At 42.1% G+C, this 21782-nt stretch carries 22 protein-coding genes and 1 pseudogene; 1 reads left to right on the forward strand and 22 read right to left on the reverse strand.

Features of this window, described 5'->3' with window-relative positions:
- Positions 1-78 precede the first annotated feature (78 nt).
- The 22 genes and pseudogenes from U5R06_14135 to U5R06_14240 form a co-directional block, all read right to left on the reverse strand.
- The gene (locus U5R06_14135; protein ID MDZ7723906.1) at positions 79-1959 is read right to left on the reverse strand and encodes a DUF4914 family protein; all 1881 of its coding nucleotides are present in this window, start codon (positions 1957-1959) and stop codon (positions 79-81) included.
- 298 nt (positions 1960-2257) lie between these two features.
- Positions 2258-2488, reverse strand: a complete 231-nt coding sequence (locus U5R06_14140; protein ID MDZ7723907.1) for a lipopolysaccharide assembly protein LapA domain-containing protein — start codon at positions 2486-2488, stop codon at positions 2258-2260.
- Positions 2489-2719: 231 nt separating this feature from the next.
- Entirely contained in the window at positions 2720-3460 is a 741-nt protein-coding gene (gene istB, locus U5R06_14145) for an IS21-like element helper ATPase IstB (protein MDZ7723908.1), read from the reverse strand.
- Complete coding sequence (locus U5R06_14150; protein ID MDZ7723909.1) at positions 3444-4373, reverse strand: hypothetical protein; 930 nt, start codon at positions 4371-4373, stop codon at positions 3444-3446. Before U5R06_14150 ends, istB begins: the two co-directional genes overlap by 17 nt.
- A 133-nt stretch (positions 4374-4506) precedes the next feature.
- On the reverse strand, positions 4507-4935 hold the full coding sequence (locus U5R06_14155) for a helix-turn-helix domain-containing protein (GenBank protein ID MDZ7723910.1): 429 nt from the start codon (positions 4933-4935) through the stop codon (positions 4507-4509).
- A complete protein-coding gene (locus tag U5R06_14160; GenBank protein ID MDZ7723911.1) occupies positions 4925-5356 on the reverse strand; it encodes a hypothetical protein in 432 nt (143 codons plus the stop codon). The genes U5R06_14155 and U5R06_14160 overlap by 11 nt, the downstream gene beginning before the upstream one ends.
- Before the next feature lie 87 nt (positions 5357-5443).
- The gene (locus U5R06_14165) at positions 5444-5929 is read right to left on the reverse strand and encodes a hypothetical protein (protein MDZ7723912.1); all 486 of its coding nucleotides are present in this window, start codon (positions 5927-5929) and stop codon (positions 5444-5446) included.
- Positions 5930-6275: 346 nt separating this feature from the next.
- Positions 6276-6479, reverse strand: coding sequence for a hypothetical protein (locus U5R06_14170; GenBank protein MDZ7723913.1), 204 nt, complete (start codon positions 6477-6479; stop codon positions 6276-6278).
- Positions 6480-7925: 1446 nt separating this feature from the next.
- A complete protein-coding gene (locus U5R06_14175; protein ID MDZ7723914.1) occupies positions 7926-9224 on the reverse strand; it encodes a histone deacetylase in 1299 nt (432 codons plus the stop codon).
- Entirely contained in the window at positions 9215-10921 is a 1707-nt protein-coding gene (locus U5R06_14180) for a hydantoinase/oxoprolinase family protein (GenBank protein MDZ7723915.1), read from the reverse strand. Before U5R06_14180 ends, U5R06_14175 begins: the two co-directional genes overlap by 10 nt.
- 411 nt (positions 10922-11332) lie before the next feature.
- The gene (locus U5R06_14185; protein ID MDZ7723916.1) at positions 11333-11893 is read right to left on the reverse strand and encodes an SRPBCC domain-containing protein; all 561 of its coding nucleotides are present in this window, start codon (positions 11891-11893) and stop codon (positions 11333-11335) included.
- Between the two features lie 207 nt (positions 11894-12100).
- Positions 12101-12973: a GIY-YIG nuclease family protein gene (locus U5R06_14190; GenBank protein ID MDZ7723917.1), complete on the reverse strand. Its 873-nt coding sequence runs from the start codon at positions 12971-12973 to the stop codon at positions 12101-12103.
- A gap of 153 nt (positions 12974-13126) precedes the next feature.
- Positions 13127-13621: an HNH endonuclease gene (locus U5R06_14195; GenBank protein MDZ7723918.1), complete on the reverse strand. Its 495-nt coding sequence runs from the start codon at positions 13619-13621 to the stop codon at positions 13127-13129.
- Positions 13608-14767: pseudogene (locus U5R06_14200) on the reverse strand (IS4 family transposase). Before U5R06_14200 ends, U5R06_14195 begins: the two are co-directional and overlap by 14 nt.
- A gap of 131 nt (positions 14768-14898) precedes the next feature.
- On the reverse strand, positions 14899-15504 hold the full coding sequence (locus tag U5R06_14205; GenBank protein MDZ7723919.1) for a hypothetical protein: 606 nt from the start codon (positions 15502-15504) through the stop codon (positions 14899-14901).
- 98 nt (positions 15505-15602) lie between these two features.
- Positions 15603-16811, reverse strand: coding sequence for a HEPN/Toprim-associated domain-containing protein (locus U5R06_14210; protein ID MDZ7723920.1), 1209 nt, complete (start codon positions 16809-16811; stop codon positions 15603-15605).
- 176 nt (positions 16812-16987) lie between these two features.
- On the reverse strand, positions 16988-18079 hold the full coding sequence (locus U5R06_14215) for a S41 family peptidase (protein MDZ7723921.1): 1092 nt from the start codon (positions 18077-18079) through the stop codon (positions 16988-16990).
- A gap of 154 nt (positions 18080-18233) precedes the next feature.
- Positions 18234-18896: a pYEATS domain-containing protein gene (locus tag U5R06_14220; GenBank protein MDZ7723922.1), complete on the reverse strand. Its 663-nt coding sequence runs from the start codon at positions 18894-18896 to the stop codon at positions 18234-18236.
- 49 nt (positions 18897-18945) lie between these two features.
- Positions 18946-19233 carry a hypothetical protein gene (locus tag U5R06_14225; protein ID MDZ7723923.1) on the reverse strand — a complete coding sequence of 96 codons (288 nt, stop codon included), beginning with the start codon at positions 19231-19233 and terminating at the stop codon, positions 18946-18948.
- Positions 19234-19514: 281 nt separating this feature from the next.
- Positions 19515-20714, reverse strand: a complete 1200-nt coding sequence (locus U5R06_14230; protein MDZ7723924.1) for a hypothetical protein — start codon at positions 20712-20714, stop codon at positions 19515-19517.
- Positions 20715-20733: 19 nt separating this feature from the next.
- Positions 20734-20955 carry a hypothetical protein gene (locus tag U5R06_14235; GenBank protein ID MDZ7723925.1) on the reverse strand — a complete coding sequence of 74 codons (222 nt, stop codon included), beginning with the start codon at positions 20953-20955 and terminating at the stop codon, positions 20734-20736.
- A 148-nt stretch (positions 20956-21103) separates the two neighbouring features.
- On the reverse strand, positions 21104-21286 hold the full coding sequence (locus U5R06_14240; protein ID MDZ7723926.1) for a type II toxin-antitoxin system VapB family antitoxin: 183 nt from the start codon (positions 21284-21286) through the stop codon (positions 21104-21106).
- Positions 21287-21405: 119 nt separating this feature from the next.
- Between U5R06_14240 and U5R06_14245 the strand changes: the two genes are divergently transcribed.
- Entirely contained in the window at positions 21406-21681 is a 276-nt protein-coding gene (locus tag U5R06_14245) for a hypothetical protein (protein ID MDZ7723927.1), read from the forward strand.
- Positions 21682-21782: the final 101 nt, after the last annotated feature.

The raw sequence follows: 21782 nt of genomic DNA on the forward strand, positions 1-21782 counted from the left end.
GCTTTGCCAGTTACCGAATCTCTTTATGACAATATCCACAGCAAACCGGAAACACCAAAGCCGTAAATTGTATATCGCTTACTCGGATTTCCCAAGCAGACCTTCATAATCCTGCACCGATCCGTTATCCAGACAACACTGAATAATCCGATTCCCCAGCTCTGTCAAATCCGGCTGCAGGAAATCTTTTAAATGCTTGTCAAAAAATTCTTTGAGTATCGCCGCGCCCTTGTCGTATCCGTCATCGCCGACTTCGGGCTGGGTGTTGACTTCTAAAAACCAGTGTGATAGTCGGTTGCCTTCAATGCGCATGGAGCTCAGGGCATAGCCCAGCAGAGAACAACGCGCCGGAACAATCTGATCTTTTCTGAACTTTGCGCTGCCGCGGCGTGCCAGATAGTCACGGGCCAGCCATTCCGTGCTGAAACCGACTTTCCAGGCGCCAACATGCTGATTGGGAATCAAAATATAGCGGGTACGCGGTGTCTGTTGAATTTGCTCCAGCAAAAGATTGGCCTGATTGACCATGCGTCCGGGTGCAAACGGCCAATAACTGCCCACGCCCTCACTGCTCATCTTTTGGGTGCCGACAATACTGGGATTGCCATATCCGCGCGGCGCCACCAGCCGCCACAGCCAGGCCAGCGCCGGAGGCAGCACATGAAACATGCCCATAATCCCGTAGCCCGGATGTTCCCGGGTGCTGGGCGGTGTGCGCACACCAAAACTCCGAATGTCAACGCTCATGGGTTCATTCACCACATCCGGGACAATAGACCGCGGGATGATCACGCGTGGATTGGGACAGGGGGTGCCGGGTTCGTCTTCCACATGTTCCCAGATCAATGCCCGGCTTCCCGGCACAGCATCAATATTCCAGAACACCAGCGGACGCGGTGGCAGCGCCGTTAATTTTTCCAGATTAGGATCGGTTCCATACTCGGTAATATGATCAACCCGAACAAACCAGCCGTTCTCACCATCCATAATCCATAACTTGCCGTTCTCCTTCTGGATATCGGGATGACACAATGCGATATCATCGCACACCGGCTCCAGATCACAAGTGCGCGGAAGCTCAACATAACGATCTTCTCCGGTCACCAGATTGCGTCCAATCAGCAGGGTTCCGTCCGGCAAACGGTGCGGCTGCTCCAGCATTTCACTCTTGCCGCCGCCGCTGGCCCCCTCGTGCATGATGGAGACGATATTATCGTACGGCGTCACAACCTTGACCGCTGAACAATGCGCCGCCACCCAGCCTTCGTATTCACCCAGATTAATGATGGAACTGTAAACACCCTTTTTGGCGCTGGGCCCGGGATACAGATTGTAGGAAAAGATTTCATACATGGAATCCTGGCGGTGATGCACCACCACCTGCTTTCCTTTAAAAAACGTCTGACGAAACGGCGGTGCCACATAAATGACCACCTCTGGAGAAAACTCTTTGGAAATCTGATCCAGGGAAAGAATACCCTGCAGCATGGCCAGACCCAGCGCGAAAAACGCGGCATTCGCCGGAGCCACTGCCAGCGCGTCCACACCCAGTTCTTTCCAGCCGGTTTTAAACGCAAAAACCGCCAGTTCCTGGTCCGCCAGCCAATCCAGTGTCTCCTGACGCAGATTTGTAAACTCTTGACCAAACTGTTCATGAAAGCGCGTTTTGTCAGAGGGTTCTTCATCCGCAATCACCATACTCTCCGGATCCCGCCGGCGCATATAGGGCTCGGGATAATTAACAGCAATTCCGTTGCGCACTTTGGCAACCGTGGCATCGACAAATCGTTTCCCATCAGGCAAATCATAAGCCACTTCCATATAATCCCGGTCCGGGCTGCCGCAGGCCAGTTCAAACAGCTCTTTGGTATCACCGGCGACATGCACTCGCGGAGAGTTCTCTAAAATCTTTTTCAATTCATCAGGAGGATTAAAACAGGTCCAGGATCGGTTTTGCATTTGTATTGACTCCATTGATAATGTAAGAGATTGAATCTATTCGCCGTTTGACTGACGGAAATCCCAAAAGCCGACCCGTCAATCGTTACTGAAATATTAATTTGCCGGCTGCGTTATAAAACAATTGTATATGCAATTCCGGACGTAATAACAGAACAGGCGGTCCTATTATTATTTAAAAGAGGGTATATAGGTTTTAGAACTTTAAATTTACAAATTTAAAAACATATTTCCAAATTGAAAATACCCCCTATTTATCCCACGGTTATAAAATTTGTTTTTTTTACGTAAAAGTACTCTATACCATATCAGATGTGATGGAATTTTTTTTCTTTTTCCGTTTATTCAACAGAAAATGCGTCAAATATCCGAGAAGGAACGAAATGACAATAACCACCAGCAGCAGAACAATCCTGGACATACTGACCGTCCAAAACAACAAACGCACATTAACAATCTGAGTGTTCTGGAGCAACACAATTAACAATAAAACAGCAAATACGGAAATAACAACAGCTCTGACTTTCATAAAACAGACCTCCTCATTAATTTTAATTTTTAACAATATAGCAATTATATATTATAACAACAAACCCCTGGATTATTACCAACGGTTAACAAGTTTACCAAAGCCAACGGAATAATACTTTACCACCTAAAGTGGAGCACATAGATTCTCTTACAAGACTCTGTAAAAAAAACAGTTCTTTGGCATAAAATATCAATTATATTTTTATATTTTTAAAATGAAACCAGATTACTATTTATTTTTCTGTCGATAAGATGGTCCTTCCATCAGTATAATCTCCGAGTTTTTAACGAGCCGGTCTGCGATGGCTTGAGCGATTACAGCACTTTGAAAGATCTCTCCCCAGCGGCCAAAGGGCAGATTGGTGGTCACGATTGTACTCACACGTTCATGCCTGGCACTGAGCACCTGGAAAAAAAGATTTGATGACTGTTCGTCAAGCGAAAGAAAACCCAACTCGTCACAAACAAGCAGACTTGGAGTTTGATAAAATTTTAGTTTTTTTAACAACGACTGATCAGCTTGAGCGGCAATGAGGTGATTAATCATATCAATAGCTGTTGTGAAGAGTACACGTTCATTTTTCAAACAGGCTTGATAAGCTATGGTTTTTGCTAATCGGGTTTTTCCGGTTCCGGGGGCGCCAATAAAGATCACGTCTTGTTTTTTATGAATAAAATCACATTCGGACAAACGCAAAACAAGGGATCGGTTCTGTTGTCGGGAGACATGGAATTTAAAATCAAAGTCACTTGGCAAGCATTTATCAATCAAATGCGACGCTTTGATTCTGTTTTCAACAGAGCGTTTCCAGCGTGATTCGTTTTCCAGGTCAAGCAAATAATCGAGCAGCCACAGAAAGCCGTTGTTCTGCTCTTTTTCTTTTTCAAAGGCATCTTCGAGATATTCGGCCATGGTATTGAGTCGCAACTGCTGCAATTTGTGGATTGTATTTTCAATTTTTGTCATCATTGTTCCTGCTTTTTTTCAAAGTAATGGCATCATAGATTAACAGATCGGGTTCCTGTAATTGTAACTGATTGAGCGTTTCATCTTTGAGGGTAACTTTGGGGTAATATGTTTTAATATGCATTTTTTGATGCAGGATATTCTCAACATAATCGACGCCATAGGCTTTGTATTTGAGGGTTATTTCAACGGCCTCCACAACTGCTTTGGCTCCATATTGTTCTCTTAATTCCAGGAGATGACTGGATGCCCGGGAAAGGCTTTTCCCGGCCTTGGCCAAATTTTCGATGAATAGTTTGATGGGTTCACCCATTGAAAACAAGAGTTGTTCTTGTCTGGTTAACCTTGCCTTTTTACGTGTTTTCAAAAGTTCTGAAATATGGTTCGGATTTTCAATAACAGCCCGGCGTTTCCAGCTTCGCGTGTGTACAGCAACAATTTTGTTTTTATGGCCTGCCCAAATTGTATGGTTATCCGCTTTGACACTGACTGTTTTACCGGCCATCCACCAAGGCGCTGAATAATAATTTGCATCAAATTTAAACCGGCAATCGGAATGGACTTTAGCTTCTGAATGATCTCTGGTATCCGGCAATACATCCGGCAATGGACGCAGGGCTTTCGGCTGAAAACGTTCAACCGGTTTTTCATTCGTTGTTGCGTGAATACGTGTATTTGCAATGTGATCGCGCCATTTGCAGGCTTGCACATTTACATCATCCAGATCGGCAAAGGTGCGGCACGGCCAAAAGTTATAGCGAACGTAATGAACACCGCCTTTTTCTATCTTGCCTTTTGCGGATGCGTCCCTTATGCCGCACGCGTAAGGTCTGATATGAAAAGGGCGCAAGAAATGCAAATAATCTTCGTTGAACCGGATAATATCGCCGATTCGTTCAATGACCGCTGTTTTCAAATTATCGTGCACCAGTTCTTTGGGAGCGCCACCAAAGAATAAAAAGAATTCAACAGGGTGCGCATCACAGCTTCTTTGTTTTGACTATGTGTGAACTCGATGTAGAGCATTCTGGAATGGCATTCTATCACCGTCATGCAGTACAGTTTTCTGGAGGTGTTGCCATAAATGAGACTGCCGAAATGCCCCAATCAAACTGACATTGTTCACCAGGGCTGCTTTCAAACCGAATGTAGGCTTTGGATCGTTTCTTACCTCCTCGTTTAGCAAGGAGGTAATCGCGCAAAATCGTAATCCCTCCGGTATAGCCTTTTTCGTCGATACGTTGTTTAATAACAACAGCGCTGGCGTTCGGCCAACCTTCCAGCAGTTCATCAATATAATTATAGAACGGTTCCAATTTACCTGGCTTTGGACGTCTGGGAGGTGTGGCAATATCCGGGGAGTTGAGATATTTTTGCACAGTTGGTCTTGAAATACATAACTTTCTGGCAATTTGGCGTTGTTTCATGCCCATATCAGCCAATTTGTGAATTTCAAAGATGATTCGTTTATTCATCATGACTTTTGGCCCTTTCAAGAGATTCAGTTACAAGTTTACGGATCGTCATGGGGTCCCAGTTTTCAAAATCGGAGCGGGTAGTCAAGGGTTTTGAAGGCAGTGCAACCGGCTTTTTCGGCAAAGAAAGCACCTGAAACATAAACCCGTCAAAGGCAATCAGGGATTTTTTGATCAAAGCGTTTCTGGCAGTGATAAAATCATCAAGACTTATCCTCAGCATCGTGCAGAGCCGGTCCTGACTGTAATAAGACAGCCCGTGCCGATCTCCGACAAGCACGAGCAAAAAGTAAATCAAAAGCTCGTGTTGATTCAAACTGGTAAAAAAATGGTCTGTGATAAACCGGTGTGGAATAAAACTAAATCCCCCATCAATGTTACGCACCCGGTCGGGAATAAGGGGTTTTTTGGTGATTTTCATCATTCTGCCTCCCGAATAATAGATCACGTACAAATTCAACTGAAATCTACTATACCACAAGGCAAATAGCAATAGCGTCCATTTTTACAATTAAATTCTTAAAGACAAAAAAAGGTCAATATTTTTATGTAAATCAGCCAGTTGCACGATTAACGCGTCCATTTTTACAATTTTCCCGGATGAATCAATTTTATAAGGATTCATTACACAAGTGTATAATTTTTCTGACTGCTTTTTTAACGCGTCCATTTTTACAATTTTAATCAGCTCCGCTTTTTTTGACTGGTTCGCATTGCGTTTTTTCTGAAGGTCTCGGTTTCTTTTCACATAGTCTGGATGCTTTTTACGATACTCTTTTTGATATTTATCTAATGGATAGGTCTTGCGCCATTTCTTTAAACATGCGACTTGCTGTTCGTGATACTGAGAATCCTGAATCATTTTTTGTTTTTGCCAGGCACGTTTGCGGGCTCTTTGGCAGTTGGGGGCACTGCAGTATAACTGATTGCCTTTGAGCCGGGGATTAGCAGGTTTTTGCTTACAGCAATTCTTGCAAATAATGGTTTTCTTCATCACAGACACTCGTATTGGTGGAAGGATAGTTAGGGCTGAGAACCAACATACAGCCAAAAACAAGCCCAATAATCTAAAGTGCCATAAAAATTAATTTGTGAAAAGGGGGGGAAAAAGAGAATAAAACGAATGATATGAAAATAAGAGAAAATTAGATGGAATTTTTATGAATATTTATGAAAATGAATTAAATGAAAGAAAATGTATGGTAAAGTTTTAGACCGGTGAAAATGGTAAAGAATTAAAGTGGTGGTAATACTGGATTCTAATCCTGATCAATTCATACGTTCAGAATAGCGCTTTCACGATGACAGGTTCGCTGCAAGCGTACAACAATCTTTAAACGCATTCACTGTTTCTGAAACACAAATATATTGGCCGTATCCCTGACCTCATACGCAGCATCCGTAAACTCACAGCAATGCTTTCTGAGCTTGATCCCCTCCTTTGCATGCAGCTGCACATACTCGTCCAAGGTCATCGGGTACAGCCATACCGAACTTGAAAAAGCTATGTGCACCCGGCCCTTCAGCTGTGTGGTAGGGATCATCATAAATACGCGAGCCTGGCAGCACGTTTCCCATGCCGTATTGAATGGGGAGTGATATTTCACGGAACAGCGTTGTGGCAGGCGCTGAATAGGCTGGTCACAGATACTGCCAAACAGCAGTGCTGCACTCCATACTTGTCCTCGTCGTAAAATTTCCCATTGTGCGACGAGTGGAAGCGGCACAATTTTGAAAAGGTATAGAAATGAGTTCCGGGTCCCCTGAAATATTCAACTCTCTCGTCGGCTGAGGCACAAAGTGTTCTTTCTGCATTCCGCCAGTGGACAGGCGGAACGATGGAACAGGATGCGATATCGGGTCAGGCGGCCTTGATCCTCTTTCGTTTCTGAGCCCGGTGGGTTCACCCCCGGGCGGTGCGCGGGACAGTGACAGCCGTGTTGCCGCGCTCAATCGCCCCGAATGAAATTGCCAAGGGGCGAACACAATCCACCAGTGGGCGAAGGTACTCCGGCAGCTCAGAAACGAAAGCATCCGTCTGGGCCGGAATCGCGCATTCCGGGCACGTCGTTTGACAGCAGCAACTCACCTGCAGGCGATACGCTGCACGGACCACCCGGCTCTGTCAGATGTCGGACTGCGTCCGCCTCTGACAAAGCGTCCCTCCTTGGAAAAGGAGGGAAAAGAAAAAGCAACGCTCGGAGGTGAATCAGCCGGTAGGTTGTAAACCGTAGCCGCAACGCTGTACCTATGCAAAACCCAGTCCGCATGATTACCTACAAGTATTGCTTTTGATTACGTATAAATTTTTCGCATCTGGGCAAACACCGCGCCTTCCGGGTACGGTGTTTGACGGCAGCAACTCACCTGCAGGCGATACGCTGCACGGACCACCCGACTCTGACAAAGCGTCCCTCCTTGGAAAAGGAGGGAAAAGAAAAAGCGTCATTAATGATGCTATTGCTGAGGATGAACCCGGACTAATTTTTTAAGACAACCTCATATATCGCCCTCCGTATGTCGGGCCCGATGTCCCTGCACGACGGCATCGCGGGTGCTGTGCGCCATACTTGTCCTCGTCGTAAAATTGCAAAATTGTGCGACGAATAACAGCGGCATAATAAAGCAGCAAACAAAACGAACGACACGAACTGAAATTATAAAAAGCCACTATTAGAATTGTTGGCGCCCTTGGAATGCCGATCTTTGACATTCAGGCATGTATTGGTGAATGATTTAGAGCTGCATTTTTCATTTTTATCAGAAACTGATAAATTAACTATCCTGGGTTTATTTATTTGTTCGTCTTGTTCGTATCGTTCGTTGCTGATTTTCTTTGAACAGTTGTTTTGTGTGCCGCGTTCTACAATAATTGAACCTCTCCGAGGTTCCGCTATTGATTCTCACCGACACCTCTGCCGCTCGTATTTGTCGCACAACGAAAGAGTTCCACGACATGAACTCTGCCTCCTCTGGACGCCATATAACGGATTTCAATCACGATTCCTGCTTTGACTCTTGTCCATCACATGCACAGGCGCCTCTCCCCTGGCCCGTTCTGTATCGATCCACTTTTCGGCCTGTTCCCGACATTCCGGGCAGACACGGCGCGGAATGTCCACGCAGACACTCTGGTCCGAGCGGCTGGTCTCGCTTTCAATCATCAGGGCGCCGCGGCATTGTCCACACACGCGCAGCGTTTCGGTTTGATATTCCATTATTCCTTCAGTATCATAAAACACGCGTTTGTCCCGGGTGACCAGATCACCTTCGTCATGCGGCGGATCGCCGGGATCGAAATAAACCGGCAGCGCCTGATCCGGCAGCTGTTTGATAGTCTTCATGATCCGATCATCCTGACGCCAGGTCCCGGATTCATAGCCGGGTTCTTTGATACCCGAATAATCATATCCGGCCATGGCCAGAATGATCCCCAGATTCATATACGGCAGGGCGCTCTGAATGGAATAACCGCCTTCCAGCACACAGATATCCGGATTCAGTTTTTCGTTCAGCTGCGCATATCCCAGAGCCGACATGGCCATATGGGTGATGGGATCGGAAAAATGGTTGTCCTGTCCCGCGGAATTGATAATCAGATCCGGTTGAAAGTCTTTTAACACGGGCAGCACCACCTCGTCCACGAGCCACAGCACGCCTTCATCCGAAGTGCCCGGCGGCAGCGGCAGGTTCAGAGTGCGTCCGCGCGCCATCGGTCCGCCGGTTTCATCCGCAAATCCGCTGCCCGGGAAAATGGTGCGGCCGTCCTGGTGCATGGAAATGAACAGCACATCCGGATCGTGCCAGTAAATATCCTGGGTGCCGTCGCCGTGATGACAGTCCGTGTCCACCACCGCGATCTTTTGCACATCATAATGATCGCGCAGAACCTCGATCATCACCGCCTCGTTATTGATGCTGCAGAATCCGCGATTGCCGTTCACCACTTTCATGGCGTGATGGCCCGGCGGACGTACAATGGCAAAGGATTTGTCACAGATGCCGTCCATGACCAGTCGGGCTGCTTTTACAGCGCCGCCGGCCGCCACCCGGTGAGACGGGGTGATAACCCGCTCGACCGTTGGAATGCAAAAATGCGCGCGCAGTATATCCGCATCCGCTGCAATTTCCGGCTTGTATTCGTGAATATACGGCAGATCAAATACACCTTCCTCTAACAGCTGATCGCGGGTGTACAGCAGCCGCTCCTGACGTTCGGGATGCGTGGGCGAAATCGCCCAGTCGAATGCCGGGAAAAAAATCAATCCTGTATGGTTTTGACTCATGATAATCCTTTCAAAGACCCGGTTAACCCCGGACGTATCTGGCTTTTCACCCGCAACGTGCGACCGATCACAGAAGCGCCGGCCACTTGATTGAATTCCTCGGCCTGATGCACATCAATGCGGGCCTGATCCGGACTCGCGCCCATGCGCTGCGCGTACTGCAGCAGATAGCGGCGCGCGTCTTTTTTAGCCTGACGCAAATTGTACCGCGACGACACAGAATCGCGCACATTCAGCTGCGCAACGCTGCGGATGCCTTTGACCGTATCCGCAAACAGATCGACATTCAGGGTCACCCGGCAAAGCGCCGCACCCACCGCATTGGCCACACCCGACCAGGGCAGCACATCCACCGGCAGGGAAAATCGGTCAATCAGGCTTTTCTGAAACGCATCTGCGGGGCCTCCCATCAGCAAGATCTGCGTCGGCTTGATCGGATCGGGATGAAACATTTCGTACAGCGTATACACCGGTTTGCTGTTGATCTCGCGCAGCATTTCGGTCACGGCATCGACCAAAATATCTGCAGCCGCATGCACGGCGCTGCTTGCCGCTTCCATCACGGAACAATCAAGTGATTCAGTGAGATGTTCAATGCCGCGCTTTGACTTTTGCATATCGCCGAATTCAGCATACCCGAGAACGTTCAAAGCATCCATGAGCGCCGGTTCGGGACCGCCGGCAGCCAGACAGGGTCCCTGGCGCTGCGGTCCCACCTGCAATGAGCCGTTTTTGATCTGAAGCGCCGAATCACCGCCGATTCCGACTGAATGAGACTGGATGGCGCGCACCAGCGTGTCGTATCCCGCCATACGGATGCCGGAGCGTTCCAGTACCGGCGCGCCGCGCGCAAACAGCGCCACATCCGTGGTGGTGCCGCCCATATCCATACAGATCACATCCTGCTGCATCGGACGCAGCGCCAGGGCGCCCATCACACTGGCGGCCGGTCCCGAATGCACGGTCTCCACCGGCACATCCCGGGAGGCCGGGAACGGCAGAGTGCCGCCGTCCGCCTTGAGTACGTTGACGTGCGCCTGGATATTCAGGCACTTTAGGGTGTCGGTTACAGCCGAATAAAAAGTCTGATAATGCGGCCACACAGACGAATTCATGGCTGCGGTGCGAATGCGGCGGGGAAAATTCAAATACCCGGAAACCATATGTCCCCGGGTGGTAAAGTTGGAATAGGGTTGAACGGCGTCAAACATCTGATTTTCATGTTCGGGATTGCGGGTGGAAAACTTGCCGATCACGGCAAAATGTTGAATCTCCTCTGCCGCCCAGTCGGACAGCAGAGCGTCCAGTCCATCTGTATTCAGCGGACGCACCTCGGTGCCGCGGTGATCAATGAATCCGTCCAGGACGTGATAATAATCGCCGTACCGGTTGACCTCCGGCGCGATTCCCGGCCCGGCGCTTACCAGCACCCCGACCGGCGCCGCTCTGCCCTCCACCAGCGCGTTGGTGGACAAGGTGGTGCTCAGATTCAGCGAATCAATGTCTGCGTTGATCTCGCGTTGAATGCGCTCCAGAGCGTCCGTGACGCTGTCGACCAGATGTTCCGGATCGGTGACGGTTTTGACATGTGCAATGATCTCACGGCCGCGAATGGCAGCCACATCCGTATGCGTGCCGCCAACGTCAAGGCCGACGGCTATGGGTTCGGGATTGGGCAGAGGTCGCTCCTTTTTGGTTTGGATGTTTGTTTCAAAACAAAAGAGACAGGATGAACAGAATCAGCCGGATTGACAGGATGCTCTTTGAATTTAAATATTCATTTATCTATACCGGTTAACAATATCATCCATTGGTATCAAATTTACTTTTCCTTCCCTTGATGCATGATAGCGTTTTTCCGCTTTCTTGTACGGTTTCCCCAAACTTTCAATTCTTTCCATGGGCAATAATGGCAAAGCTATTTAAACATAAGAAATTAATCTCAATTTCGTGATGTGGGGAATTGCACACAACGGTCGAGTGTATGTGCCGTAAGGGATTGCGGAGCAGTTTCCTGTCCACCGACACGAAAGTTTGAGCGGGCTACAGCGCTTGAATACCCACTGAAACCCTTATGGCATATACACTTTGTTGGCGGTTCGTGCTTTTTCATTTCATTTTTTCTCAGACTTATTTTTTTCAACTTGTTCCTTAAACGCAAGATTCATTTGATGATAACCAATTTCAGTTTTTTTTATCATATTACCCATAAATAAAACTATTGGACCTCTAAATCTTTCAATTTGCCGAAACCTGGTTTTTCCATCTTGTATCGGTTCTAGTAAAAAAGCATGGTCACCGCGATATATGATTTTAAGAAAACTACCTCCCCAGAGAATTTTTTCGTAAGGTATTACTTCGTAAACTTCAGGTTTAAATTTCATTGGTTTCGAATCAGGTGGAACTACCTTAATGCGCATTCGTTCACCAACTTTTAGATTTCCTTCAACCAATGGAATAAAAGAGTTCCATGATTCCCATGATTTAAAGTCAACGAGTACCTCCCATGCTTCTTCAGGAGTAGCATCAATATCTATCCATGCATTTATTTTACGATACATTTTTTTTGTTTTATTTTTCTCTTTCATACCCGTATTCTTACTCACAGCACAACTTGTTAATATAATCGCTGTTGCAAAAACGAAAACAATTGGGCTTAGAAATTTTATTGTCATGTACTATTCCTTATTTCAAATTATTGCATAATAACCAGAAGTTAGCAGTTCCGTCTTTCAGCATGACCGCCAACGTTTGACAATATGGTGTCGGCGGGGTTTTGAAAAACATCTCTTACGCAAACCAAAAATACTAAAAAACAGAGATGAAATGTTGATTTCAAAACGTACCGACCCCGCTGCACTATATTGTGTGTTGGGCGGTCGTTAATTATTTTCTCCTGTTTCAAAATCTTGTAATGTTTTTCCCGATTTCATTTTCCATTCAGTCAAACCGTTTGCACTGCGACCCATAATTATCATTGCAGCAGAAGATGAACTGCTGAATAAATAATCTCGTTTCATTATCAGCTTGTCATTTTCTTTAACAATCACTCCTTCTGAAATCAAAGTATCTCGAAGTTTTTGCATTGTCTTAGGATAAGAATTGGTTATTGGGTCAGCGACTTGTGAATTTTCAAAAACCACAAAACCCTCGCTTGTTGTTTTTCCAATTCCATTTGCTCCTCTTGTAGCAGAAATATAAAATAAATCTTCTTCTTTATCAGGTTGCACTTTAGTATCAGCTTGTCTAATTTGCTCAAATGCATTGTATCCAAGAGTGCTTACCAAAGTCAAAATATTTGCTAGAAACTCCTCCATTTCTGCTTTATCAGACTCCGAAATGCTTGATTGTGTTGGTTTATGATTATTAATCAATTCGTATCGGTTTGCAGAACATGCAATATCATGAAGTCTGTTTTCCAAATATTTTATGTGTGCTTTATTTAAGTTATCGTCCTTGCTAATAAATACAATCGCCTCATTCCAAAAATCTTTCTCTTTTACATGCTGTGTAAGTCGATTAAAAATATTTTCCGCTTCTCCGATATATAATTGTCCTTTTTCAGACAAATCCGCACTCTTATTTAGCAACATATAAACTCCAGTTGTCTGTATTTCTGGTCTATCCGTGCAAATCTTAATCAAATTGCGTGGAAGTTTATATGCCTTACCAGTCCAATTTGATAATTCACAAGTCAGTCTCCCGTTTGTGTCACCATCAATCAAGAATAGTTTTATGGTTTTTCCAAATTTCATGTCAGTGTCGTAGTGTCTGTTTTAATGCCGCCCAACGGTAAGTATAAGAATAGTAGCCGACTGCGTGGCACTTTCCTGTCAAGTTACAAGAAAGCTGAAGCGGGCTATAACCCTTGAATTTACTACTTTCTCGGCTATTATTTTTATACATTGTTACAGGGCGTTTTGATTTATTTTTTGTTTTATTTCTTCAATTCCAAATGTCGGGTCTCCGCGATGTAACATTCGATGACAGTTACTACAAACGAGTGCAATATCTTCCCGTTTAGTCTTTGCTTTTCCATTCCTTTCTGATAATGGATTTTTGTGATGTGCTTCAATAAAGCCTTCTCCAATTTCTCCATATTTTTCAAAAAACGAAAACCCACAAATTTGACAATTCAGCATTTTATTTTCAGCTATCGCTTGTTTCTTAATTCTTTGAATAAATGCATTATTCCTTTCATATCTCATATGTTGAGCTAAAACTGAATTGCCTTCTATTACTGTTGGTTCAACCTCTTCAGCAACTTGAATCGTTTTATTCTTTGGTTTGTATAAATCAAGAATTTGTCTGTGGACGAACAAATGAAAGTCTTGTACCATCCAAACTTTATCTATTAATAAGAGTTCTGTTTTAATCAGTAACGTCCGGTTAGGTTTTTGCACGTAAGTAATTTCGTCGATTTTTTCGATGAGATTTTCTACGATTTTTCTTGTCGGAATCTCGCACTTCATTTTGAATTTGAATACGGAGTTCTCGCACTCTTTCGATGTTAACTTTTTCGTTATAATTTTCATGACAATAGATTGCCAGTAGCAAATATGTAATGAGGCCGCCGAGAATTTGAACCATAAGTCCGTACTGACTTCGAGCTATGAGATGATAGACTTTGAGATGGCGTTTCCACCAAGCGAAGAAATTTTCAATTTCCCAACGAAGTTTGTATGCCTGAGCAACATCTTCTGCAGAGAGGTCATAACGATTTGTCGCGATCCAGTATTTTACATTGCCGATTTTATAACCGACAAGTCGTATCGACTTTTTTGTTTGATTGGTGCCCGGCGTCCCCAAATAAAACTATAGCATCATAAAAAACAATGCTTTCTGGTTTTATGTCATGTGCATAAAGACATTTTTTTCGTCGATGCTTTGATGCGGCAGAAAAATTGACGACCGTCCTCCTGCCATTGGTCAAAGCGTTTATGGCATTGATAGCCCCGATCAAGAACGCCGGACTGGTCAGAAGAGAGTATTTGATCGACAAATGGTCGTTCACCGGCTAAACCGCCTGTGAGATATAGTTTTGTTGGAATGGACCGATTAATATCAAAACCGAGATGAACTTTTGCCTTTTTAGAGCCGTTTCTATAATCAGCCCAAGTCATTGAAAGAACAGCATCAATCAAAGAACCGTCGATGGCAACAAGCTCCCCCAAATGTTCAAATTGCTTTGGGATAGTGGTCGCAGCTTTGGCTTGAAGTTCATTGAAAACAACAGCTAGTTGTTCGAGGCCGCGATTGTTGATAGCCTCAAAAAAGCTACTTTTTTTGATTCCTTCTTTCGGGGCAATATGCTCCCGAGCAAATGTATCTTCTTGAAGAACCTGGACAAGATGAGTCCCTGATTCATGCTCTTCAAGATGATAAAACACGAGGGCATTGAGTTGATCTTCAAATGTCATTTGCAGAGGTCGATCTCCTCGTGAAACTAATGGTGGTACCTTGGACAAGATAGCCTTGATCGGTTCCATTAGTCTTTTGAATGTTTTAGATTTTTGTCGAGGCTTAAACTTTTTGAATTTACGTCGCATTTCCATAACACCTTATATTTATTAATGTTATGAAAATCGACTTCAAAATTTTTGACGTAATGTCAAGTGTTTTTTTGTGTTATGTCATATTTTTTTGTATAATCTGAGCGTTGCAATTACCTAACCGGACGTTACTGTGTTTTAATGGGAATATTCAATTCTGGGTTGTCATTGTAAAATTTGTTCCATTCTGTTAAACACAAATCTTCAATTGGGTATTGAGCCAAATTATTCCATGTTTCTTGCATAAACGATTGGCATTCCAATAAATATTCATGTCCGACTTTTGGGAATTTCTCTTTCTCATAATTAAATAAGTATTTAACAGTCTGGTCAAAACCTTTCATTGGAATAGGATAGAATTTTTCAGGGAACAAAGATGCTAACCATGCAGAAAGAGCTGTAAAACTCATAGTTCTTTCTGTCCAGTCAATTTGCTCAAAATCCTTAGTTCTAAATTCACGAAATAATTTGATGTCGCTTAAGGAAACAAAATCTTTTAAATCAACTCTGCCGCTTTTTTGGATAAATTGAATTCCTCTTACGTCTGTAGTATATTTTATTTTTTGAGATTGTTGAAGAATTTGAAGTATTTCTGAATCGGAATTAGAATCCCAGTCAACATTACAATTTACATAATTTGCATATTCAAATTTATATGCTTCTTCTTCAATCCAGTTTTCGTTTTTACAGAATCGAATGTATTTGTCAATCGAATTTTTAAAAGGATCATTCATCTTATGTAGTGTCTTTCTTTAAATGCCCTGTAACGTTCTGCGTGTATGTGCTGTTGCGAAGCAATGGCATATACACGCTGTTATGGGATGTTTATTGGTCACCACTCTTCCTTTTTCAAATTTTCTGACACTTCATAGTTTAAGGTTGCCATTTCTTCCCAGACATGTTGAGCCAGTTTTTTTAGTCTTTCAAAATTGTAGTTCTGGCTGTTTGATTCGAACGCTTGAAGACAAGGCTTGATATATTTTTCTTTGTCGACAAGGGATCCCTGATATGCGTTCATTTCTTTATCAAAGTTTGTCCAGCGTATCGTTGGGATGTCGTTTTCATTGTTTTGGTCTAGAAACATCTCTATGGCAACCGCCCTAGTATTTACATTTTCAAAAGCTTCTCCTGATGGCCCAATTGTGCGAAAATTATCAAAGTCAGATAACACTGGTAAAGTTGTGCATCTGATGTATTTGTCGTTTACTATTTCGCACTTGTTTTTGGCTTTGTTGCCTTCTGTGTCGTTGTCAAATATGAATAAAATCTTCCTTTTGACTCCAATTTTACAGAGGCCTAAATAGAAGTTTGCGATATTTCCAGTTCCAGTAAAGGGATAGTTTTCCTTCATATCAATGAATTCAATTGACTTGGATTCGGAGGGATAATATTTTTCAAATGCCCTTTTTATGATCTCTGAGTCACTCTTGCCTTCTGTTACAATCAATATCTCCGCTTTCCTTTGATTGAATAAATTGTAGAGTTCTATTTCTGATGACCAACCAGACTCAATCAAGTCATGAGTTTCCCAAACAATCCTTTGATCGAGCCAGGAATCCACCGTTGATAACATAGCTATAATTTCATACTCATGTAAACCATTCAAAATACTTGAAATTGATTCGGCATTTTTATTCCTTATTTCAGGATATTGTTTTTTAATCAGGTAGCATGAATAATTGCCAAAATCGCAATCTCCATGAAAACCTTCTACAAAATCACGATTTTTGAAAATTGAGGGGCCATACCTCTCAAACAATTCAGTGAGAATTGAATATGAAATGGGGATTCCTTCATCATGGAATTTTTTGTTTAATTCAAATTCAACTTTGGCGGCGTCATATCCAAAAAACTTTAAGACTGAAGTACAATCAGAAAGATTCTTCTGGTACCCAGGCATTTGTATTACTTCATCGTCGGCAAAATAATAATCAACGATTCCTCTATCGGCGTTTTCAAAAATTGTTGTGTGATCCATTTGAAAATTTTTTGACCAGCTAACAACAAGTTTATTTATTCGGAGATGACTATAAGTTCCCATGGTTTTCTAATCCGGGTCTAGTGACCAATTAATTTCCCATAACGGTCGGCGGTAAGAAATCGTTGCGCATTTCGGAGCACAAACCTATCGAGCCGCTACGCCGTTTGTTAAATGTTATGTCTTTCAAATTTAGCACTTTCCGAGCAATGTTTTTTACCGCATGTTATAGCGCGTTATTATTTTTTTCGTATATATTCAATCGCATAATCCAATACTCTGTCTACTTGATTCTGAATATCCGACCTTGTATTAATAATCGACGAATCGGGTATTAATCCAATATCTTCTACAACATTATCAGTCCAATCGTTGGTTTTTCTAATTGACAAGCGATATTCCCAACCATTTGGAAGTTTGCCAATATGAGTATCACCAAATATTCCTGATGTTGTATCTCCGATAATTCTGACACTTGGCATAGTTTTCATCATAAGAGTAAATAATTCAGCTGCACTTTGAGTATTTGCATTTGTTAACAATGAAATCGGCTGATTGTCATAATTGCTATTTTCATTTGGCTTTAATTCCCAATAATTAGGTTCTTGGAATTTGTATATACTATCAGGACTTCTTAGTCTTGATATGGCATAAGTTTGTTTTTTTGTTGCAAAATATTCGGCTAATTCTTTTACTGGCAGAGAATACCCACCTATATTGTCCCTAATATCTATTACAAATCCTGTTGCATTTTGATATTTTTCTAAAAAAGAGTTTATTGATTTCTGGACTTCATCTGATTTATTGCTCATTTCTGTCATATGGATATAAGCAATTGAATCCGTTAACCAACCAGTTGTAAATACTTTTCTAATTCCAATAGGTGGCAAAAATGACTTTACTTTTAACGATTTTTCATAATCGATGAGATAGTTGTTTTCAATTAGTTTTAATGAGAAGTCATTTGTCGGCAATCTGAAGTCAAATGATGTTAAGTCAAGATAATTTAAGGACGGAAGTCCAAAACCCGAAAAATATATCTCATTGAACCGATAAATGTAACAATGTTTGTCGTCTAACTTTCCCAATATCTTCTGGAAAATATTGAATAATTCATCATCTGTAGTTTCTTCATTTATTCTCTCTGAGTAAAAAACGTATTCTTTGTTCCAATCGACCCCTTTTACATCAAAAAGTGCATAGTTTTCCTTGAATATTTTGAAGAATGCATCAAAATTTTCCACAGGTTGTCCTTTATCTCTGGTCAAATAAATCCAACCACAGATTAAAACTATCAGGACAATAATTGCATATGTAAGTAGCTTCTTCATTTTTTATGCGCTATAACGGTTGATGGTATGGTGTCGTGCGGGATTACGAAGCGATTTCCTATCAGTTTACACCGACCTTTTTTACGAGCCACGAACCTTCGAAAACCTCTGAAACCCGCATGCACTATACCATGTGTTGTGCCGTCGTGCTTTATTAACATTCAAAATCAATATATCTTTTTAAAATCAATGTCTTTTTGTCTTTAAGAACAACCTTTGCAATACATAACATCGGCGCATATGCTGAAACGCCTAATGCATAATCATCTTGTTCGTTTCTCTTAATCACTGGATTTTTGAAGAACTTTCTGCCCAATTCATATTCAACATAATCTATTTGATTCATAGTCAATGGTCCTTGTCGATGCTGGTAAACGCTAATTCTAATATCAGCAACTTGTCCTTTTAATTTCGATGGACGCCATATATGTATTAGAAATAATCCTGCATTATTCTGATATTCTGAAATTCTTTGAGTTTCCAATGACGAGTCATCTATGTTATCAATTGGCTTATCAGTTAAATTTTCAGGTGAAAATCCTTGGAACTTTTTATCTACAAACTCTAAGTATTCTTTACCCGAAAGCATTTCTGGACGATATTTTGTCTGCATTAGAAAAATCAATACGATAAATATAAATACCAATAAAATACCAGAAATCACAAGTAATGGACTTATCCATTTTGGTTCATGAATTTGAGATGCTGCTGTAAAAAAAGCACTTGTCAACAATAAAAGGGCGATAAACCAAACAGCCAATAATTGTATCGGGGTCGTAACTTTCTCTGGATTTATTTTATGGCTATTTACATCCATTATTATCAATATTTATCTTGCTCATTATTACTTTCTTGTTTTTCTAATTTTAAAATGGTAAATCTTTTGTATCCTCATTATCAGGACAATCGAATTCTTCTCTATTTTGGTCAATTCCATGGTTATTAGAATCTTTTTCGCTACTCATTAACTCATAATCTCCATTCAAATAGAAATCCAAGTCAGTTGCATTTTTCTCATAAAATTCATCAGCTGGTATGCCATCAATTACATAAATTCTATGGAATTTCATTTTTCCACCGACAAAGTAGGACTCCTTTATGAATTCACGTCCGTTTTTATCCCTATGAATCTTTTTCTTCTTTTTATTCTTCACTTATCCTTAATCTTAATTTAGTTGCACTACGGTTTCTTGCATGCGGCACAACGTCTGTATATATTCATTGTTCTTATACCACAAATTGGGTTGCATAAACACAATTGTTCATATTTTTTTATGCACAGTGCATCTAACTCGTGCTATGTGCAATATACAAAATCACTTTTTCCCAGTCAATATGAATGTATTTTCAATGAGGGCTTTTGCCAAGGCATATACTGTTGTAATTTAACCAATGCATAGCGTACAAACATAAAGATTAATTTTCCCCTGAATGTTTAGACATCTATTTCTGCATCTTGAAGATCATCACAGAAAGCATCAACCGTGTCTGTAAACCTTTCGATATCTATTTTTTGAACCGCAGCGGCAAATTCCACTCGATTTTTGTCCATAAAAAGGATATTCCGCATCTTTTCTATGTATTCCTCGACAACTGCTAAAGGAATACCCACTCGACGCAATTGCTCAGTGATGCTGTTTGACCAAACGCATAACTCGGCTTTTGTAGTAATGAAAAATAGCGATACTTGTTGTCCTGAATTTTGAATATTAAAACGGACAACGAGCGCACTCTCAGCCGGATCTATTGTAATTCCATCTTTTTCCCGAAAATATTCTACTAAATCATACGTTTTTTTATAGACATCAGCATTTCGTTTCTGTAATAATTCCCAAAAAGCTTCTTCTGTTAATGTAACCCGTTTTCTCGTTTGTTTTGAATCAGCTTTTTCCTGATGAACATTAATTTCGTAATCGCCGTCTTTATGCAAATGAATTTGAACAATAGACCTCTCAACAATCTCTGTTTTTGTCTCTATTCTAGGGATAACCAGTAAAGGCCAATCTTCGTTACCATGCAAATGATAAAATTTCAGCTGAATCAAGGCTATATCTGTGGAAAGGTGGGGATATCGGTTTGCTGAGTAGTTGAGCATCTCTTTCATGGATTGTCGAATTTTATCACCAACAATAAGGGTTAGGAATCGACCCAACCTTAGATTCTTGCTAACAATTTCCTCGAAATAATCCCGCCCCTCCCGTATAGGTCCGCATTGATTTTGCACATAGTCAAAAAGTTCGACTTCTTTCTGCATGTATTTGTTCGTATACTCTTTTGTCACCTCGTTAAGCTTCTGATAATTCCATTTTGACATCGAAGACGCATAATCAATTGCCTGGGCAATCACTTCCCGTTTTGCTTCCCGGTTCTTCCAAAGCTTTGTTTCTACTAGAACTGGATAACCATGTTGACTAATAAAAAGATTATCAATGGCACCCACGTTTGTTGTAACCTCCCGACCAATCGAAACCAGCGGATAGAAAATGGGTTCAATCTCAGAGGTGGGTAATATGCCTGGAAAAAGACGGAGCAGTTCCTGCAACCAGGATTCGTCATAGAACCCGGATTTAAAATCCAAAGCTCGTAACGGACTACCGGATGAATCGCTTTTAATAATAAAGGGATTTGTATTCATTATTTCTCAATTGTTTATTTTAATTTTGAGGATAACCCGTATCAAGCCTGTTTGCCGCTTCCTGCAGCCGTTTGTCCAGTGTCCATAACGGTATGCTTGATAATACAGATGAAGCAAGCAAGGCAATGTCAATATATCCCAACCCCCTGCCCATCAGTTTGTGGTTTTCAATAAACTGCAGGATTTCATCATGACTGGCATCTTTGGTTTTGGAAAGACTGCAGCGATAAGAGTATTTCAAATCGATTTTTCAAGTTTCCACAGGCCAATTCACCCACAATGAAATCATGACAAAAGACCTCCTCATTATCCAAGATAGTTACAAGCCTGTCATTTCCATTTCGGAAATGGTCTACCCAGATTGATGTATCGACCAGTACCATACTCTGCTATCGCCGGTTTATATCATTCAATTGTTTTTCTTTACCGCCGAGTTGAGCCAGTCGTTTTGCGTTTTCTTTGGCGATTAATGATTTCAGACCAAGCCGGACCAGAGATGTTTTTTCATTGATCCCGGTTAATTCGGCTGCTTTTTTAATTAAATCATCTTCTATGTTGATTGTAGTTCTCATTTAAAACTCCATACATTATAATCATATGTATAAATATGCAAATTTATATGCATACTGTCAATACATTTTTACAATAAACAAAAAAACAAACATTAATCCAACATCTGCCGAACGATGTCATGATTACCCGCGATGTGCTGCGGATCAGAGACTATGGCGATGATCAGGCCATCAAGACTCCCAATGCCGTTTGGGCCCGATTGAACGGGCAATACCAGGAGTATTTCAATTTCAATGACCTGATTCTGCATCCCTCAAGGGAAAATCGCGACGATGCATATTACACACAACCGTTTTTATCTTTTGATAAAACCCACCTTCTGTTTGAATTTAACGATAAAATATACAAAATAAAACTCATTCGTCAAGCGTCCCGACAGCAAACGGTGGGTTGATCTGACCCGTATCTCCAAAACAGTTAGAATATACTTTTAAATCAGGATTGAAATTTTTATTTTACAAGGTGATCGTGCTGTCTCGATCATCGATAATCTCA

This window comes from candidate division KSB1 bacterium (assembly GCA_034521575.1).
In the GTDB taxonomy this organism is placed as follows: domain Bacteria; phylum Zhuqueibacterota; class Zhuqueibacteria; order Residuimicrobiales; family Krinioviventaceae; genus JAXHMJ01.

Bases quoted from the DNA above. Each gene is read 5' to 3' on its own strand.
- U5R06_14220 (MDZ7723922.1), bottom strand. From the start codon at position 18,896: ATGGATGTAAATAGCCATAAAATAAATCCAGAGAAAGTTACGACCCCG.
- U5R06_14215 (MDZ7723921.1), bottom strand. From the start codon at position 18,079: ATGAAGAAGCTACTTACATATGCAATTATTGTCCTGATAGTTTTAATC.
- U5R06_14205 (MDZ7723919.1), bottom strand. From the start codon at position 15,504: ATGAATGATCCTTTTAAAAATTCGATTGACAAATACATTCGATTCTGT.
- U5R06_14170 (MDZ7723913.1), bottom strand. From the start codon at position 6,479: ATGATGATCCCTACCACACAGCTGAAGGGCCGGGTGCACATAGCTTTT.
- U5R06_14190 (MDZ7723917.1), bottom strand. From the start codon at position 12,973: ATGAAATTTGGAAAAACCATAAAACTATTCTTGATTGATGGTGACACA.
- U5R06_14210 (MDZ7723920.1), bottom strand. From the start codon at position 16,811: ATGGGAACTTATAGTCATCTCCGAATAAATAAACTTGTTGTTAGCTGG.
- U5R06_14135 (MDZ7723906.1), bottom strand. From the start codon at position 1,959: ATGCAAAACCGATCCTGGACCTGTTTTAATCCTCCTGATGAATTGAAA.
- U5R06_14245 (MDZ7723927.1), top strand. From the start codon at position 21,406: ATGATTACCCGCGATGTGCTGCGGATCAGAGACTATGGCGATGATCAG.
- U5R06_14240 (MDZ7723926.1), bottom strand. From the start codon at position 21,286: ATGAGAACTACAATCAACATAGAAGATGATTTAATTAAAAAAGCAGCC.
- U5R06_14230 (MDZ7723924.1), bottom strand. From the start codon at position 20,714: ATGAATACAAATCCCTTTATTATTAAAAGCGATTCATCCGGTAGTCCG.
- U5R06_14155 (MDZ7723910.1), bottom strand. From the start codon at position 4,935: ATGATGAATAAACGAATCATCTTTGAAATTCACAAATTGGCTGATATG.
- U5R06_14140 (MDZ7723907.1), bottom strand. From the start codon at position 2,488: ATGAAAGTCAGAGCTGTTGTTATTTCCGTATTTGCTGTTTTATTGTTA.
- istB (MDZ7723908.1), bottom strand. From the start codon at position 3,460: ATGATGACAAAAATTGAAAATACAATCCACAAATTGCAGCAGTTGCGA.
- U5R06_14185 (MDZ7723916.1), bottom strand. From the start codon at position 11,893: ATGACAATAAAATTTCTAAGCCCAATTGTTTTCGTTTTTGCAACAGCG.
- U5R06_14160 (MDZ7723911.1), bottom strand. From the start codon at position 5,356: ATGATGAAAATCACCAAAAAACCCCTTATTCCCGACCGGGTGCGTAAC.